This window comes from Bacteroides sp. MSK.20.12 (genome assembly GCF_019052435.1).
GTDB classification, from domain to species: Bacteria; Bacteroidota; Bacteroidia; order Bacteroidales; family Bacteroidaceae; genus Bacteroides; species Bacteroides xylanisolvens.
Map to the genome: position 1 here is coordinate 43256 of NZ_JAHQVH010000030.1, position 16029 is coordinate 59284.

Annotated in this window: 8 protein-coding genes; 6 read left to right on the plus strand and 2 right to left on the minus strand. The window is 42.5% G+C overall.

The window, feature by feature from the left end; genetic code table 11:
* Positions 1–5 precede the first annotated feature (5 nt).
* Positions 6–3065 carry a TonB-dependent receptor gene (locus KTR06_RS15950; protein WP_217290552.1) on the minus strand — a complete coding sequence of 1020 codons (3060 nt, stop codon included), beginning with the start codon at positions 3063–3065 and terminating at the stop codon, positions 6–8.
* 131 nt (positions 3066–3196) lie between these two features.
* Positions 3197–7231, minus strand: coding sequence for a response regulator (locus KTR06_RS15955; protein ID WP_211421121.1), 4035 nt, complete (start codon positions 7229–7231; stop codon positions 3197–3199).
* A 401-nt stretch (positions 7232–7632) separates the two neighbouring features.
* On the opposite strand from KTR06_RS15955, the gene KTR06_RS15960 reads away from it, so the two are divergent.
* The 6 genes from KTR06_RS15960 to KTR06_RS15985 all read left to right on the plus strand — a co-directional run bounded on the left by KTR06_RS15960 (position 7633) and on the right by KTR06_RS15985 (position 15924).
* Positions 7633–8544, plus strand: coding sequence for a DMT family transporter (locus KTR06_RS15960; RefSeq protein ID WP_211421122.1), 912 nt, complete (start codon positions 7633–7635; stop codon positions 8542–8544).
* 51 nt (positions 8545–8595) lie between these two features.
* On the plus strand, positions 8596–9156 hold the full coding sequence (frr, locus tag KTR06_RS15965; protein ID WP_004299198.1) for a ribosome recycling factor: 561 nt from the start codon (positions 8596–8598) through the stop codon (positions 9154–9156).
* A 106-nt stretch (positions 9157–9262) separates the two neighbouring features.
* The gene (rsgA, locus tag KTR06_RS15970) at positions 9263–10195 is read left to right on the plus strand and encodes a ribosome small subunit-dependent GTPase A (RefSeq protein WP_008650069.1); all 933 of its coding nucleotides are present in this window, start codon (positions 9263–9265) and stop codon (positions 10193–10195) included.
* A 99-nt stretch (positions 10196–10294) separates the two neighbouring features.
* Positions 10295–11383, plus strand: a complete 1089-nt coding sequence (locus KTR06_RS15975) for an efflux RND transporter periplasmic adaptor subunit (protein ID WP_004299195.1) — start codon at positions 10295–10297, stop codon at positions 11381–11383.
* Between the two features lie 171 nt (positions 11384–11554).
* Positions 11555–14587 carry an efflux RND transporter permease subunit gene (locus KTR06_RS15980; RefSeq protein WP_004299194.1) on the plus strand — a complete coding sequence of 1011 codons (3033 nt, stop codon included), beginning with the start codon at positions 11555–11557 and terminating at the stop codon, positions 14585–14587.
* On the plus strand, positions 14584–15924 hold the full coding sequence (locus KTR06_RS15985) for a TolC family protein (RefSeq protein WP_217290553.1): 1341 nt from the start codon (positions 14584–14586) through the stop codon (positions 15922–15924). The genes KTR06_RS15980 and KTR06_RS15985 overlap by 4 nt, the downstream gene beginning before the upstream one ends.
* The last annotated feature ends 105 nt before the right edge of the window (positions 15925–16029 follow it).

Below are 16029 nucleotides of genomic sequence, written 5' to 3' on the forward strand. Positions count from 1 at the left end.
TTATTTTAGAATGAAACATTGACACCAAACACATATTGTCTGGACTCCGGATAAGACCCTGGAGTCAGTTCGGGACTATAAGATTTAAACTCCGTAAATGTCAGCAAGTTAGTAGCAGTTGCATACAATCGTAATTTATGAATCGGAGTATTCTTCAATAGTCGGGCGGGGAAAGTATATCCCAGTTGTAAGGTGCGTAAACGGATATAAGAAGCATCCTGAATGGCAATGGCACTCAAATATGCAGGGTCCGCACTATAAGAAGGACGTGGGAATTTGTTCGAAGGATTGAACGGAGTCCAATAATCCACCTTCACCCCATTCAATTTTCCACGTAAAGAACCACCGGAATTATACTCGTACAAATAACCGTTCTTAATCTTTCTGCCGGAAACTCCATACCAGTCCATGAACAGATCAAATCCTTTCCAGTTCCATGTAGAAGAAAGGGAGAGTGTAAACTTCGGATCTTTACGGATAGGTACCCTGTCATCAGCTGTAATCTTTCCATCCCCGTTGTTATCACGCACCTTGACCATTCCCGGTTCAATAGCGCCACCGTAATTAATCGGACTGTCGGCCACACCGTCATTATCACTATCATAGGTGTTTTTCAGTGTATAGACCAGATTTCCCGTACCATCACGAGTGATATCAAAATCATCATACTGAAAAATTCCATCTATCAGATAATCATAGTATACATTGATCGGTTCTCCGATAATCCACCCCTGGGCTACCTGACTTGCCGGTTTCCCGTTCTCATCGAGAGTATCGTCAATACGGACAATTTCATTCTTATACATGCTGAAATTAGTTCCGAGTGTCCAGGTAAACTCCTTTGTACGTACCACGTCACCATTTAAAGAAAGATCGATACCACTGGATTTCGTCTTTCCCAGATTATCTAGCATGGTAGTATATCCGAGTGACGCATTCAGGGAACGTTTCACCAACAAATCCTTCGTATGAGTATTATAATACTCAACCGTACCATTCAGACGCCCATTGAAGAAACTAAAGTCAACACCAAAGTTAGCTGTTGCAGACTGTTCCCATTTCAGGTTTGGATTAGACAGTTCCTTGCCCGGCAAATATCCCATTTGAAAAACATTTCCAAACTCATATCCTTTATTATCAGCCAGTCCCAAAGTAGTATAATTGCCGATACCGTTCTGATTACCTACAATACCATAACTCACACGCAGTTTCAGGTTATCAATCCACGACACATCTCTTAGAAAACTCTCCTGATTGACACGCCAGGCAAAAGCTGCCGACGGGAAAGTTCCCCATTTATTTTCTTTTCCGAAACGGCTGGAACCGTCACGGCGGACAGCCACGTTCAACAAATAACGATCTAAAAGCGAATATTGCGCCCGAGCCATGAAAGACACCAAGTTATTTTCATTAAACTGACGACGAGGCTTGCCTGTAAACTCACCTTGAGAAATGAAGTTCCAGTCTTTATCCACCGGAAGATTCTCAACCGAGTACCCGACAGACTTCGAACCATTATGGTCGACAGACTGAACGCCGGTCAATGTCAACTGGTGTTTCTTGTTGCGGATAGGCACTTTATAGGTCACAATATTCTCAACCAGCCAGTTCTGTGTACGCGATTCGTCAAGAACGGCCGTTCCTCCGCCTCCCGGATATTGGGAATCTTTATAAGAACCGTCTTCAGACGTCTGATTATAAACAGAAGTATTCAGACGATAATTGAATCCCTTGAAAGGTTTCACATCCATAAAAAAGTTCAGGCGGTAATTATCACGGGTTACTTCACGTCCATAATGTTCGGCACGGTACAAAGGATTATAATTTCCTTCCGAGTTGATATATTTTGTATACTTGCCATCCGCATCATATATCTCCGCCAATGGAGAACTGGTAATAAAATCATTAAAGTTACCATCCTCACGATCTTGTTTTGTCATCGCATAAGAAGAATTGATACCGAAACTAATCCATTTAGCTATTTCAAAGTCCAGATTCAGTCTTAAAGAAAACTTCTGATACCCCGATCCGGTAACCACCATTCCTTGTTGGTCAAAGTAGTTGGCACCTGCCGATACTTTGATTTTTTCTGTTCCTCCACGTACACTGACGTCATGATTATGATAGATTGCATTTCTGAACATTTCTTTTTCCCAGTCGATAAACTTTCCGCTGGCCCATACCCGTTGCATCACCTCGTCTTCCAACGCTTCGGCTATAGAAATCTCACGCGCATCAATTATTCCTTTATCATGCGCCTTTGCTTCACGACGAAGCTGCATATATTCTTCGGGAGAGTAGAAATCGAAATTTCTCCAGAGAGATTGAATACCCAGATAGCCATTATAGTTGACTTCCACTTTTCCGGCTTTACCACGTTTGGTAGTCACCAGTACCACACCGTCACTGGCGCGTGCACCATAAATAGCCTGCGACGCAGCATCTTTCAGAATTTCAACCGATTCAATATCATCCGCACTCAACGTACTGAACTCTGTTGCACTGGAAGGAGAACCATCTATAATATATAAAGGTGCATTGTCTGCACTGATAGAACGGGAACCACGAATGGTAATTGAAGGAGTCGATCCCGGTCGTCCGGAACTACTCGTTACATTCACACCTGCCGCACGTCCACGTAACATGTCAGCCACATTGCCGGCGGGAAATGTTTTCATTTCATCCGCTTTGACCGAAGCTACCGAAGTGGCTACATCACTCTTACGCTGAACTCCATAACCGACAACCACCAATTCATCGAGCATTTTCGACTCTTCCACCATATTCACATTCAGTACCGTTTTCGTACCGACACGTATTTTTTGTTCCTTATATCCTATACAAGAAAAAACAAGGGTAGATTTAGCCGAGACACTGATTGAATATTTTCCATTTACATCCGTCACTGTACCGTTAGTAGTCCCCTCCTCCATGATATTAACTCCGGGGATCGGTCCAAGTGCGTCTGTCACCACTCCAGAAACTCTGACGTTTTGAGCACTAACCTCTAAAGAGATAAGAAAGGCTGTCAGGAACACAGCCCATTTAATTACGATGTTTTTCATACTATGTAATAATTTGAATGATTACAGCGCAAAAATCCCAATTATTAATGATTTCGAATAATAGAATCGTCCGTATAAAAGCTCAAATAGTACAAATCTCGTCAGGCAGAAAGTATATAAAACACTATAAATTAAGAGTTTGCATATTTCCGTCTATAAGCAGCCGGAGTAATATCATAAGCATTTTTAAAACACCGGATAAAATAACTTGGATTAGAAAAACCGTAATCAAATGCTATATCAGCAATCAGGGCATTGGGGTCATTCCGCAATTTTTCTGTTGCTTTTTTCAGTCTCAAAGATAAAATAAAGTCATTCGGGGTCTGTCCGGTCAATGCTTTCAATTTGGTGAAAAGCAACGTTCTGCTCATACACATTTCTCGTGCAAAAGTAGCTACGTCAAAGTCTGGGTTATCAATATAAGATTCCACAATCGCCGTAGCATCCATCAACATCTTTTTATCGATCGGATTAAACGGAAGGTCTTCCACTTTAGGTTCGTCGTTTCGAACAAACCGTTGTTGAAGTAGTTTACGAGTCTGAATGATATTGTTGCACCGGGCTACCAATATCTTGATATTAAAAGGTTTGGAGATATAATCATCCGCACCTGTCTGCAAGCCTTCCAAGGTATGTTCTTCCCGGTTGCGGGCTGTCAGCAAGACAACAGGTATATGGCTGGTCTGCAAATTACTTTTCAACTTCTCGCACATTTCCAGTCCGGACATAACAGGCATCATGATGTCACTTACAATCATCTGCGGTTGGAGCGAAGAAGCCCGTTCCAATCCTTCCTGCCCGTCGGCAGCCGTATATACCTCATATATCTGTTCAAAAATCTGCGTCAATACTTTACGCATTTCCGGGTTATCTTCTACAATCAGTATTTTCACCGTTTTATCCGGCTTCACCATTTCCGAGATTTCTTGAGGCTCTATTATATAATGTTCGGCAACGTGCTCGTCTGCGGAGGAAGAGGCTTCCATATTCATATTCGCATCCCGGTGGAGAGTAACGGTAAAAGAGGTAACTCCATTCAGTTCGCTTTCCACTCCGATGGTTCCCTGATGCAACTCTACAATTCCTTTCGCCATCGCCAATCCAATGCCCGATCCTTTGACAGTTCGTGTGGTTGTTGCCGAATCATCCTGCCAAAACCGTTCAAATACATGTTTGATCTTGGATTTATCAATGCCTACCCCCAGGTTGTTGACTGAAATCACAATGTCATTATCTCCTTCCGCTGACAGCTCAACAGAAATCCAGTCACCAGGCTTCGTATACTTAAAAGCGTTGGACAATAAATTATAGAATACTTTCTCTATCTGTGTTTTGTCAATATACAAATCTGCTTCTTTCAGAGTGGAAGAAAAGCGGAGATCTATCTTATTCAGTTGGGCATAACTATAGAAAGAGCCACAAATTTCCTCTATCACCGCCACAATATTCTCTTTAGAAATCTTTAGTTTCAAGTATCCCTGATCCTGCTTACGGATATCAATGACTTCATCCACGAGGTTATTCATCCGGCGGGAATTTTTATAAATATCCAGAATCTTATTATATACTTCAGGAATAATGTCCTTATGCATCAGGAGCATTTCGAGCTGGCTGGATATAAGCGTTAACGGAGTACGGAATTCATGCGATACATTGGTAAAGAACCGCAGTTTGGACTGGTTCACACTTTCGATATACTCTTTTTCCCGTTTCTCGGCCAATAAAGAGTGCCGCAAGGTTTTTCGTATCCAGAACATACGGATAATATAGCCGGCAATAAGGATAGCTGCCAGCACCATCAACAAAATAAACCATGCCCGCTGATAAACCGGAGCCTCCACTATCAGCTCAAAACTAACGGAAGGTGCTTCCCGACCGTGAACGCCCACCTGGTCGCCACGGACATGGAAAGTATAATGCCCCGGATGAAGATTGGTATAGGTAATCATCGTATTATCGCCCGCCTTCATATATTCGTTGTCAAAGCCTTCAAGTTTATATTCCAGACCGATATTAGAAATATTATTCAGGGTGTTACTTGCTATCTCAAAAGTGACGGAAGAATATCTGGGCGGCAATACTAACCGATGTTCATACAATACGGTTTCTTTGATAAGCCCCAACGAATCAAGCGGTTGTATTTCCGTATTATCCACAAGCACCCGTTTTACAAACACATCATAGTCAACAGACTGTTTGTTCAGCTTTTCCTGGGCGATAGAGACAATACCCGCCAGACCACACACGTAAATATCGTGGTCGGACGCAATATACAGCCCTCCGTCATTTACATTATTCAAGGGAAAATCACTCTGTCTGTTATAGTTCTCGAATGTAGTCGTTGCCAGGTTGAATTTAGAGAAACCACCATTGGTTGCCACATAGATAGAACCATCCAAAGGACTCTCCACCAATCCGGTTATAAATCCATTTTCCAATCCCTGTTTCGCTCCGTATCCCACAAAAGAATCTGTCTTCTTATCAAATAGATAAATTCCCGAGCCTGTCGATCCCAGCCATATACGTCCTTTCTTATCACATAAAATGTGGTTGATGTGATGCTGCGCTGTACTCTGCGCTATTTGGGAGAAAGGATAACTATGGGCAATGCCCGCTTTGAGGTTGACTCGTATCAGATCAAAAGAGGTAGTCAGCCATAGATCCCCGTCTTTGTCAAACGTCATATCCCAAACCTGCGACAGATGTTTGGCAGCCAACGAAGGGTGTTCGAAATGATGAAGTCGAAGGTGTTTTTTATCCAATACAAGCAATCCTCCCTTGGCAGCTATCAATAAAGAATCGTGGCCGGCAAACTCTATCATTTTCACCAGATTATAGGCTCTGTCAACAACTGTTTTTCCTTCCGGAGTATAGATGTTTTCCGAGATAGATTCTATATGTCCGGTCGACAGATTAATCCGGTTGATTCCCTGATAAAGAGAAGCTACCCAAAGATAATCCGGCTCTTTCTCATAATAAAGAGACTTCACTATCTTAAAAGAAAGCTCTTGAGAATAGACCTTTTTTAAAGGGAAAAAGCGTTTGGTATGTTTATCATAATAGTTCAACCCGCTTCCTTCACTTGCAAACCAGATCCGGCCGGAACGGTCTTCGGCAATGGAACTGATAATATAAGAATTCAAATGACCGCCAACAGCCGTAGACGAGCGGTAAAAATGGAAAGCATCATTCGCTACATTATAATATTGGATTCCCTGATAAAAAGTCCCCAACCATAAAGTCCCCGAAGTGTCGTAATGCATCGAAATAATGGAACGTATATCGGCCGCCTCCACATTCAAGTCATATTCATAATCTGTAAACTCTCCGGTAAACAGGTTTAAAGTCTGCAAACCGGCATAGGTTCCGATATACAGGAGACTATCATTAGCTTGCGTCACATGACGCACATTATTATGGTTAATCGTATTTTCAGCTACCTTGTTATGCTTGAAATGAGTAAGTTTTCCATCTTCATCCAACCGTATAAGCCCTCTGTTTCTGGTAGCTATCCAGATACTCCCGTTTCTATCTTCCGTTATTGAATTGACAGCTCCCACATCCATACGCCGGGTGATATGTGCAGACTGGTCGATGCAGTATACACCTTTCGAAGAAGTACCCACCACCACTGTCTGATTCTGACGAACCATGAGACTGTTCATCAATACATCCTCCTCATCCGAAGGAAATGAAAAGAATAACTCGGGCGCCTGGTCGAGGTTGCGATAACGGTAGATTTCCTTTCCGGTAGCTATCCATAATGCATCGTGCGCATAACAGATTCCCGCAACTTCTCCTTCACGCAACACCCTAAAACGATTCAAACGCATATCATAAAGAGTCACGCTCTGCAAACTACGGATAAAGAGCAATCCGGCTTTATTTCCGCAAACCTGCCTGATATTATTGATATTGATGGAATAAGGATTAGCGTTATCCGGTTTGAATACTTCAAACTTACGTCCGTCAAATCGATTCAGCCCGTCTTGAGTGCCGATCCACAAAAATCCGAATTCATCCTGATAGAAACAATTGACTGTTTGATGAGAAAGTCCCTGCCTTACGTCCTTAAAGCGCATATTGATATCCTTCGTCACATTTGCCATGCAACAAAGTCCCGATATGAACAGGCAATAAACAACAAGAAATTTAGCTTTGGCCATCTGTGTTTTTCGATAATTCAGATGCAATATTCGGGAAAATCCAAGATATATGCAAGTGTTTATTCAAAAACCTGATTGCCTATTGCCTGCATACTATTACTCGGGAGGCGTATAACTAATCTCCCTACCGAATAAAATTAATCATCTGACGGTTAATTCTTTTTCGTCTGACTATAGTCAGACGAAAGTTCAACTATAGTCAGACGTAAGTTTAACAGTAGTCAGACGCAAGTTTGACTATAGTCAGACGATTAATTTTATGCATAAACAAGATTAGTTATCTCTTTACCAAGAAATAGTTTTTAGCATACGAAAGATTAAATTATACTATCAACCGCCTAAACACTTGTTTATCATTGGTGAACTGCGTACTTTTGCACGCCATTAAAAAAAGCAAAACAATGACTAACAAAACCAAAGGTTTTATCTATGGAGCGATTGCCGCTGCGAGCTACGGTATGAATCCTCTTTTTGCACTTCCGCTCTATGCAGCCGGAATGAGTGTCGATACCGTTTTATTCTACCGGTACTTCTTTGCGACAATCGTATTGGGTATTCTGATGAAAATGCAGCATCAGTCTTTTGCACTTCATAAGGCAGACGTTTTGCCCTTAGTCATTATGGGGCTGTTATTCTCTTTTTCATCACTGCTTTTGTTTATGAGTTATAATTATATGGATGCCGGAATTGCTTCAACGATTCTGTTTGTTTATCCGGTGATGGTAGCTGTCATTATGGGAATATTCTTCAAGGAAAAGATTTCCGCCATTACCGTTTTCTCCATCCTGCTGGCACTTTCAGGCATTGCCTTGCTTTATCAGGGAGACGGCAACAAACCGCTATCGACTTTGGGAATTATCTTTGTTCTGTTGTCTTCTCTCTCTTATGCTATATATATAGTAGGTGTAAACCGTTCGACATTGAAAAAACTGCCGACCACGAAACTTACCTTCTATGCCATTTTGTTCGGACTATCGGTTTATATCGTCCGTTTAAATTTCTGTACGGAACTGCAAGTAATACCGTCTGCCTGGCTCTGGGCCGATGTATTATCACTCGCCATCCTGCCAACTGCCGTATCACTGGTCTGTACCGCACTGGCCATCCATTATATAGGCTCTACACCAACGGCAATATTGGGTGCTCTGGAACCAGTGACAGCTTTATTCTTCGGTGTTCTCCTGTTTCACGAAAAACTGACTCCCCGCTTAATGATGGGTATTTTAATGATTATCACCGCCGTTACCCTGATTATCATTGGCAAGTCACTCATAAAAAAGATGGGTATGCTGTTGCAGATGAACAAAAAATAATATACTTTTGCTACTTAATCAATCAAAATGCAATTTTAAATCTCAAAAAATATGGTAGACGTAAAGACTTGCCTTGACAATGCACAAGAAAAGATGGATATGGCCATCATGTATCTGGAAGAAGCACTGGCACATATCCGCGCCGGAAAAGCGAGTGCACGCTTATTAGATGGTATCCGCGTAGATTCTTACGGAAGTATGGTACCTATCAGCAATGTAGCAGCAATTACTACTCCGGACGCCCGCAGTATCGTGATCAAGCCTTGGGATAAAAGCATGTTCCGTGTCATCGAAAAAGCAATTATCGACTCTGACCTCGGTATCATGCCCGAAAACAATGGAGAAATGATCCGTATCGGCATCCCTCCCCTGACGGAAGAACGTCGTAAACAACTGGCAAAACAGTGTAAAGGAGAAGGCGAAACGGCTAAAGTAAGCGTACGCAACGCGCGTCGTGACGGCATCGACGCACTGAAAAAGGCCGTAAAAGACGGATTGGCAGAAGACGAGCAGAAGAATGCGGAAGCCAAACTGCAAAAAATCCATGATAAGTATATCAAACAAATCGATGATATGCTGGCTGAAAAGGATAAAGAAATTATGACCGTCTAAAAAATAATGAAGAATTAAGAATGAAGAATGAGGAATTATAATGCTGTATTATTCAGTTGAAACACAGCCTGAATTCTTCATTCTTCATTTTTAATTTATAATTTATATGAAAGGATTAGTAATCAAAAACACGGGTAGTTGGTATCAGGTGAAAACCGATGACGGACAATCTATTGAATGTAAAATCAAAGGGAATTTCCGATTGAAAGGGATTCGCAGTACTAATCCTGTTGCAGTGGGTGATCGTGTCCGGATTATACTTAATCAGGAAGGCACTGCTTTTATCAGTGAAATAGAAGATAGAAAGAACTACATCATCCGCCGTTCATCCAATCTTTCCAAACAATCTCATATCCTTGCTGCCAATCTCGATCAGTGTATGCTGGTGGTAACCATCAATTATCCGGAAACTTCCACTATTTTTATTGATCGCTTTCTTGCATCCGCAGAGGCCTATCGCGTCCCTGTCAAACTGGTATTTAACAAGGTAGATGCTTACGACGAAGATGAGCTTCGCTATCTGGACGCCCTTATCAACTTATACACACAAATCGGCTACCCTTGCTTCAAAGTTTCCGCAAAGAACGGCACTGGAGTGGCTGAAATCAAAAAAGCACTGGAAGGCAAGATTACTTTATTTTCCGGACATTCGGGAGTCGGCAAATCAACTCTTATCAATTCCATACTGCCGGGCATAGCAGCCAAGACCGGCGAAATTTCTTCTTACCACAACAAAGGAATGCATACTACTACTTTCTCCGAAATGTTCCCTGTGGAAGGAGATGGCTATATCATCGATACTCCGGGTATCAAGGGCTTCGGCACATTCGATATGGAAGAAGAAGAGATCGGACATTATTTTCCCGAAATATTCAAAACCTCCGCCGACTGCAAATATGGCAACTGTACACATCGTCATGAACCGGGATGTGCCGTACGCAAAGCAGTGGAAGAGCACCTCATCAGCGAATCCCGTTATACCTCTTATCTCAATATGTTGGAAGATAAAGAGGAAGGAAAATATCGGGCTGCTTACTGATTAACTCTTTTTTACTCTTCCTTTCTTTAAACCTTTCCCATTAGGGGAAGTCTAATTTTTGAAGATGTACAATATAATTGCCATATACAATACTAAACCATGAATAAGAAGACTAAATGGGGCATCATTATTCTTGTTGGTGCCGGGATTATCGGTGGAGGAATCTACTCACAATTACCAAAAAAAAACGACGAACTAGCAGCCGCCGACAAAGTGATGGGCGGTAATAAAAAAAGAGGGAAACAAGTTTTAAATGTAAATGCCAAGGTCATAAAACCACAATCTCTGACAGATGAATTCACCACTACCGGTGTACTTCTGCCCGATGAAGAAGTGGATTTGTCTTTCGAAACGTCGGGAAAAATTGTAGAAATCAACTTTGAAGAAGGAACAGCCGTAAAGAAAGGCCAATTACTAGCCAAAGTGAATGACAGGCAGTTGCAGGCACAATTGCAAAGGTTGATTTCGCAATTGAAACTGGCAGAAGACCGTGTATTCCGCCAGGATGCTTTATTGAAACGGGATGCTGTCAGTAAAGAAGCCTACGAACAGGTGAAAACGGATTTAGCAACTCTGAATGCCGATATAGAAATTATCAAAGCTAATATTGAACTGACAGAGCTACGTGCTCCGTTTGACGGAGTGATCGGACTTCGCCAAGTCAGTATCGGTACGTATGCGTCTCCGACCACAGTCGTTGCCAAGCTGACAAAAATCGCTCCACTGAAGGTTGAATTTTCCGTTCCGGAACGCTATGCCAAGCAAATCAAAAAGGGCACCAATCTCAATTTCAGCGTTGAAGGAACATTGGATGCTTTCGGCGCACAGGTATACGCTGTAGAATCTGCCATCGATCCGAATCTGCATCAATTTACCGCCCGTGCATTATACCCGAATGTCAATCGCACCCTGCTTCCCGGCCGTTATGCCAGTGTACTGTTGAAAAAGGATGAAATACCTAATGCAATAGCCATCCCAACGGAAGCAATTGTGCCGGAAATGGGTAAAGATAAAGTCTATCTATATAAATCAGGAAAGGCCGAACCGGTGGATATTATTACCGGTATCCGCACCGCATCTGAAGTGCAAGTGATTAGAGGATTGCACGTAGGAGACACAATCATCACTTCAGGAACATTGCAACTCCGTACCGGACTCGCCGTAACACTTGACAATATTGAAGAATGAGAATTTCTGATTTATGAATTCTGATTTATGATTTATAAGCCAAATAATTTATGATTTATAAGTCAGCAGAATACAGCAAACATTCAGAAACCAGAAATCAGAATTCAAAAATCAGAAATCTTCAATCCATAACTCAGAAATCATAATTCAGAAATCAGAAATCATAAATCAATGAACATCTCCGAATTAAGTATACGTCGCCCGGTATTAGCCACAGTATTAACGATTATTATCCTCCTTTTCGGATTCATCGGATACAACTATTTGGGTGTCCGCGAATATCCGTCGGTAGATAATCCGATTATTTCTGTCAGCTGCTCTTATCCGGGAGCTAATGCCGACGTTATCGAAAACCAGATAACTGAACCGTTGGAACAGAATATCAACGGTATTCCCGGTATCCGTTCTTTGTCCAGTGTGAGCCAGCAGGGGCAAAGCCGTATTACAGTAGAATTTGAATTGTCCGTCGATCTGGAAACAGCGGCCAACGACGTACGTGACAAGGTTTCACGTGCCCAACGTTATCTGCCTCGCGACTGTGACCCACCGACAGTTTCAAAAGCAGATGCCGATGCCATGCCTATCTTGATGGTTGCTCTTCAGAGTGACAAACGTTCTCTGTTGGAATTAAGTGAAATAGCGGATCTGACTGTGAAAGAACAATTACAGACTATTTCCGATGTAAGTAGTGTATCTATCTGGGGAGAAAAGCGTTACTCCATGCGCCTTTGGCTCGACCCGGTAAAGATGGCAGGCTACGGTATCACTCCCGTCGATGTTAAAAACGCTGTAGATAACGAAAATGTGGAACTTCCTTCAGGTAGTATCGAAGGAAATACCACCGAGTTGACGATCCGTACACTAGGATTGATGCATACCGCAGATGAATTCAATGACTTGATTGTCAAAGAAGAGAATAACCGTATTGTACGATTCAGTGATATCGGACGTGCTGAATTGGGGCCGGCTGATATCAAGAGTTATATGAAGATGAACGGCGTTCCTATGGTGGGTGTCGTAGTCATTCCACAGCCGGGAGCCAACCACATTGAGATTGCGGATGCTGTATACCAACGTATGGAGCAAATGAAAAAAGACTTGCCGGAAGATGTACACTATAATTATGGTTTTGATAATACCAAGTTTATCCGTGCGTCTATCAATGAGGTTAAGTCCACTGTATATGAGGCTTTTGTACTTGTAATCATCATTATCTTCCTCTTCCTGCGTGACTGGCGCGTCACGTTGGTGCCTTGTATCGTAATCCCTGTTTCCCTTATCGGTGCTTTCTTCGTTATGTATCTGGCAGGATTCTCCATCAATGTGCTTTCCATGCTCGCCATCGTACTATCGGTGGGACTGGTGGTAGATGACGCCATCGTTATGACGGAAAATATCTACATCCGTATAGAGAAAGGAATGGCCCCGAAAGAAGCGGGAATAGAAGGAGCCAAAGAAATTTTCTTTGCCGTTATTTCCACCACTATTACGCTGGTAGCGGTATTCTTCCCTATCGTCTTTATGGATGGAATGACGGGACGATTATTCCGTGAGTTCAGTATCGTAATTTCGGGTTCGGTGATTATATCTTCATTCGCCGCATTGACTTTCACTCCGATGTTGGCAACGAAGTTACTCATTAAACGGGAAAAACAAAGTTGGTTCTATGCAAAAACAGAACCGTTCTTTGAAGGAATGAACCGGCTATACAGCCGTTCGCTTGCCGCTTTTCTTAGTAAACGCTGGATCGCTCTTCCATTTACTTTCATCACCATTTGCCTGATTGGTATTCTGTGGAATGCAGTTCCTGCGGAAATGGCCCCACTTGAAGACCGTTCGCAAATCAGTATCAATACACGAGGAGCGGAAGGCGTCACCTATGAATATATCAGGGATTACACAGAAGACATCAATCAACTGGTAGACTCCATTCTGCCTGATGCAGAGGCTGTAACTGCCCGTGTATCCAGCGGTAGCGGAAACGTGCGCATCACGCTGAAGGATATGAATGAACGTAATTATACCCAGATGGATGTGGCAGAGAAAATATCAAAAGCGGTACAGAAGAAAACAATGGCGCGTTCATTCGTACAGCAGCAGTCTTCTTTCGGCGGACGTCGTGGAAGCATGCCTGTACAATATGTACTTCAGGCTACCAATTTGGAAAAGCTGGAAGAAGTGTTGCCCAAGTTTATGGCTAAAGTATATGAGAATCCTGTTTTCCAGATGGCGGACGTTGATTTGAAGTTCAGTAAACCGGAAGCTCGTATTCAGATCAACCGCGACAAGGCCAGTATTATGGGAGTAAGTACCAAAAACATTGCTCAAACGCTGCAATATGGATTAAGCGGCCAACGTATGGGATATTTCTATATGAACGGTAAACAATACGAAATTCTTGGTGAAATCAACCGCCAACAACGAAACAAACCGGCCGACCTGAAAGCTATTTACGTCCGTAGCAGTAGCGGGGATATGATTCAGCTGGACAACTTGATTGAATTGGAAAGCGGTATTGCACCTCCAAAGTTGTATCGTTATAATCGTTTTGTGTCAGCTACCATCTCTGCGGGATTGGCAGACGGCAAAACAATCGGGCAAGGTTTGGATGAAATGGATAAGATTGCCAAAGAAACATTGGATGACACTTTCCGCACTGCCCTGTCGGGAGACTCGAAAGAATATCGTGAAAGTTCCTCCAGTCTGATGTTCGCCTTTATCCTGGCTATCCTTTTGATTTATCTGATTCTGGCAGCCCAGTTTGAAAGTTTCAAAGATCCGTTGATTATCATGTTGACAGTGCCGCTGGCTATTGCCGGAGCTTTGGTCTTCATGTATTTCGGAGATATTACGATGAATATTTTCAGTCAGATCGGTATTATCATGCTGATCGGTCTGGTGGCGAAGAACGGTATTCTTATTGTAGAATTTGCCAATCAGAAACAGGAAGCCGGAGAGGATAAAATGAGTGCCATCAAAGATGCTGCCCTTCAACGCCTCCGTCCGATTCTGATGACAAGTGCCTCTACGGTTTTGGGACTTATCCCGCTGGCATTTGCCACCGGAGAAGGTTGTAACCAGCGTATTGCCATGGGTACGGCGGTAGTGGGTGGTATGGTCGTATCCACTCTGCTTACGATGTACATTGTACCGGCTATTTACAGTTACATTTCGACTAACCGAATCAAAAAACTACAAGAATGAAACAGAAAGGAATTTGCATGAAACGCATCATTTATATCACCATTGCATGTGCCTTCTTATCAGTCTCTTTTGCAAAGGCACAAGTTCTCACTCTCAAGGAGTGTCTGGAAGAAGGATTGCAAAACAATTACTCTTTACGTATCATCCATAACGAAGAGCAGATCAGCAAAAACAACGCAACGTTGGGAAATGCGGGTTACCTGCCTACACTGGACTTCTCTGCCGGATATACCGGAAATCTGGACAATATTGAGACCAAGGCGCGTGCTACCGGAGAAATAACAAAGCATAACGGAGTCTACGATCAGACGGTTAATGTCGGTCTTAACCTCAACTGGACTATTTTCGACGGATTCAATATCAGTACCACCTATAAACAGTTGAAAGAGCTGGAACGTCAGGGGGAAACCAACACGCGTATTGCTATTGAAGATTTTATTGCTGCCCTGACTTCCGAATACTATAACTTTATCCAGCAGAAGATTCGTCTGAAAAACTTTCATTATGCAATGTCACTTTCCAAAGAGCGTTTGCGCATAGCCGAGGCTAGTCACCTGGTCGGTAAGTTTTCAGGGCTGGATTATCAGCAGGCAAAAGTGGATTTCAATGCAGACAGTGCCCAATACATCAAACAACAGGAATTGCTACATTCTTCACGCATCCAGTTGAATGAACTGATGGCTAACAACAATGTCAATCAAAACATTATTATCAAAGACTCCACCATCGACGTACACAGCGACTTGCAATTTGATGATTTGTGGAATTCTACGTTAGCAACCAATACTTCTTTGCTCAAGGCCGATCAAAACACGGTACTTGCCCAATTGGACTACAAGAAAATAAACTCACGCAACTATCCATATCTCAAATTAAATACCGGATATGGATATACGTTCAACAAGTATGACATCAACACAAACATCAGAAGAGGTGAGTTGGGCTTTAATGCCGGAATAACTGTCGGTTTTAATATCTTCGACGGTAATCGCCGCCGCGAAAAGAGAAATGCAAGTCTGGCTTTCAAAAATCGTCGTCTGGAACGACAGGACTTGGAATTAGCACTCCGCTCTGATCTCAGTAACCTATGGCAAGCCTATCGCAACAATCTTCAATTGTTGAATCTGGAACGTCAAAACCTGATAACCGCCAAAGATAATCACGATATTGCCATGGACCGTTATATACAGGGGGACCTTTCCGGTTTTGAAGTGCGTGAAGCACAAAAGAGTTTGTTAGATGCAGAGGAACGCATCCTCTCTGCTGAATATAACACGAAACTTTGCGAAATATCCCTGTTGCAAATCAGCGGCAAGATTACGAAGTATCTGGAATAAGGAAGTAGTTTCCATTTATTTTTTTATTGGGTTAATCTTCTTATCGGGAGGATTAACCCAATTTTTACTGTATAAAAAACAGTTATTACATACCGATGTTTTTCT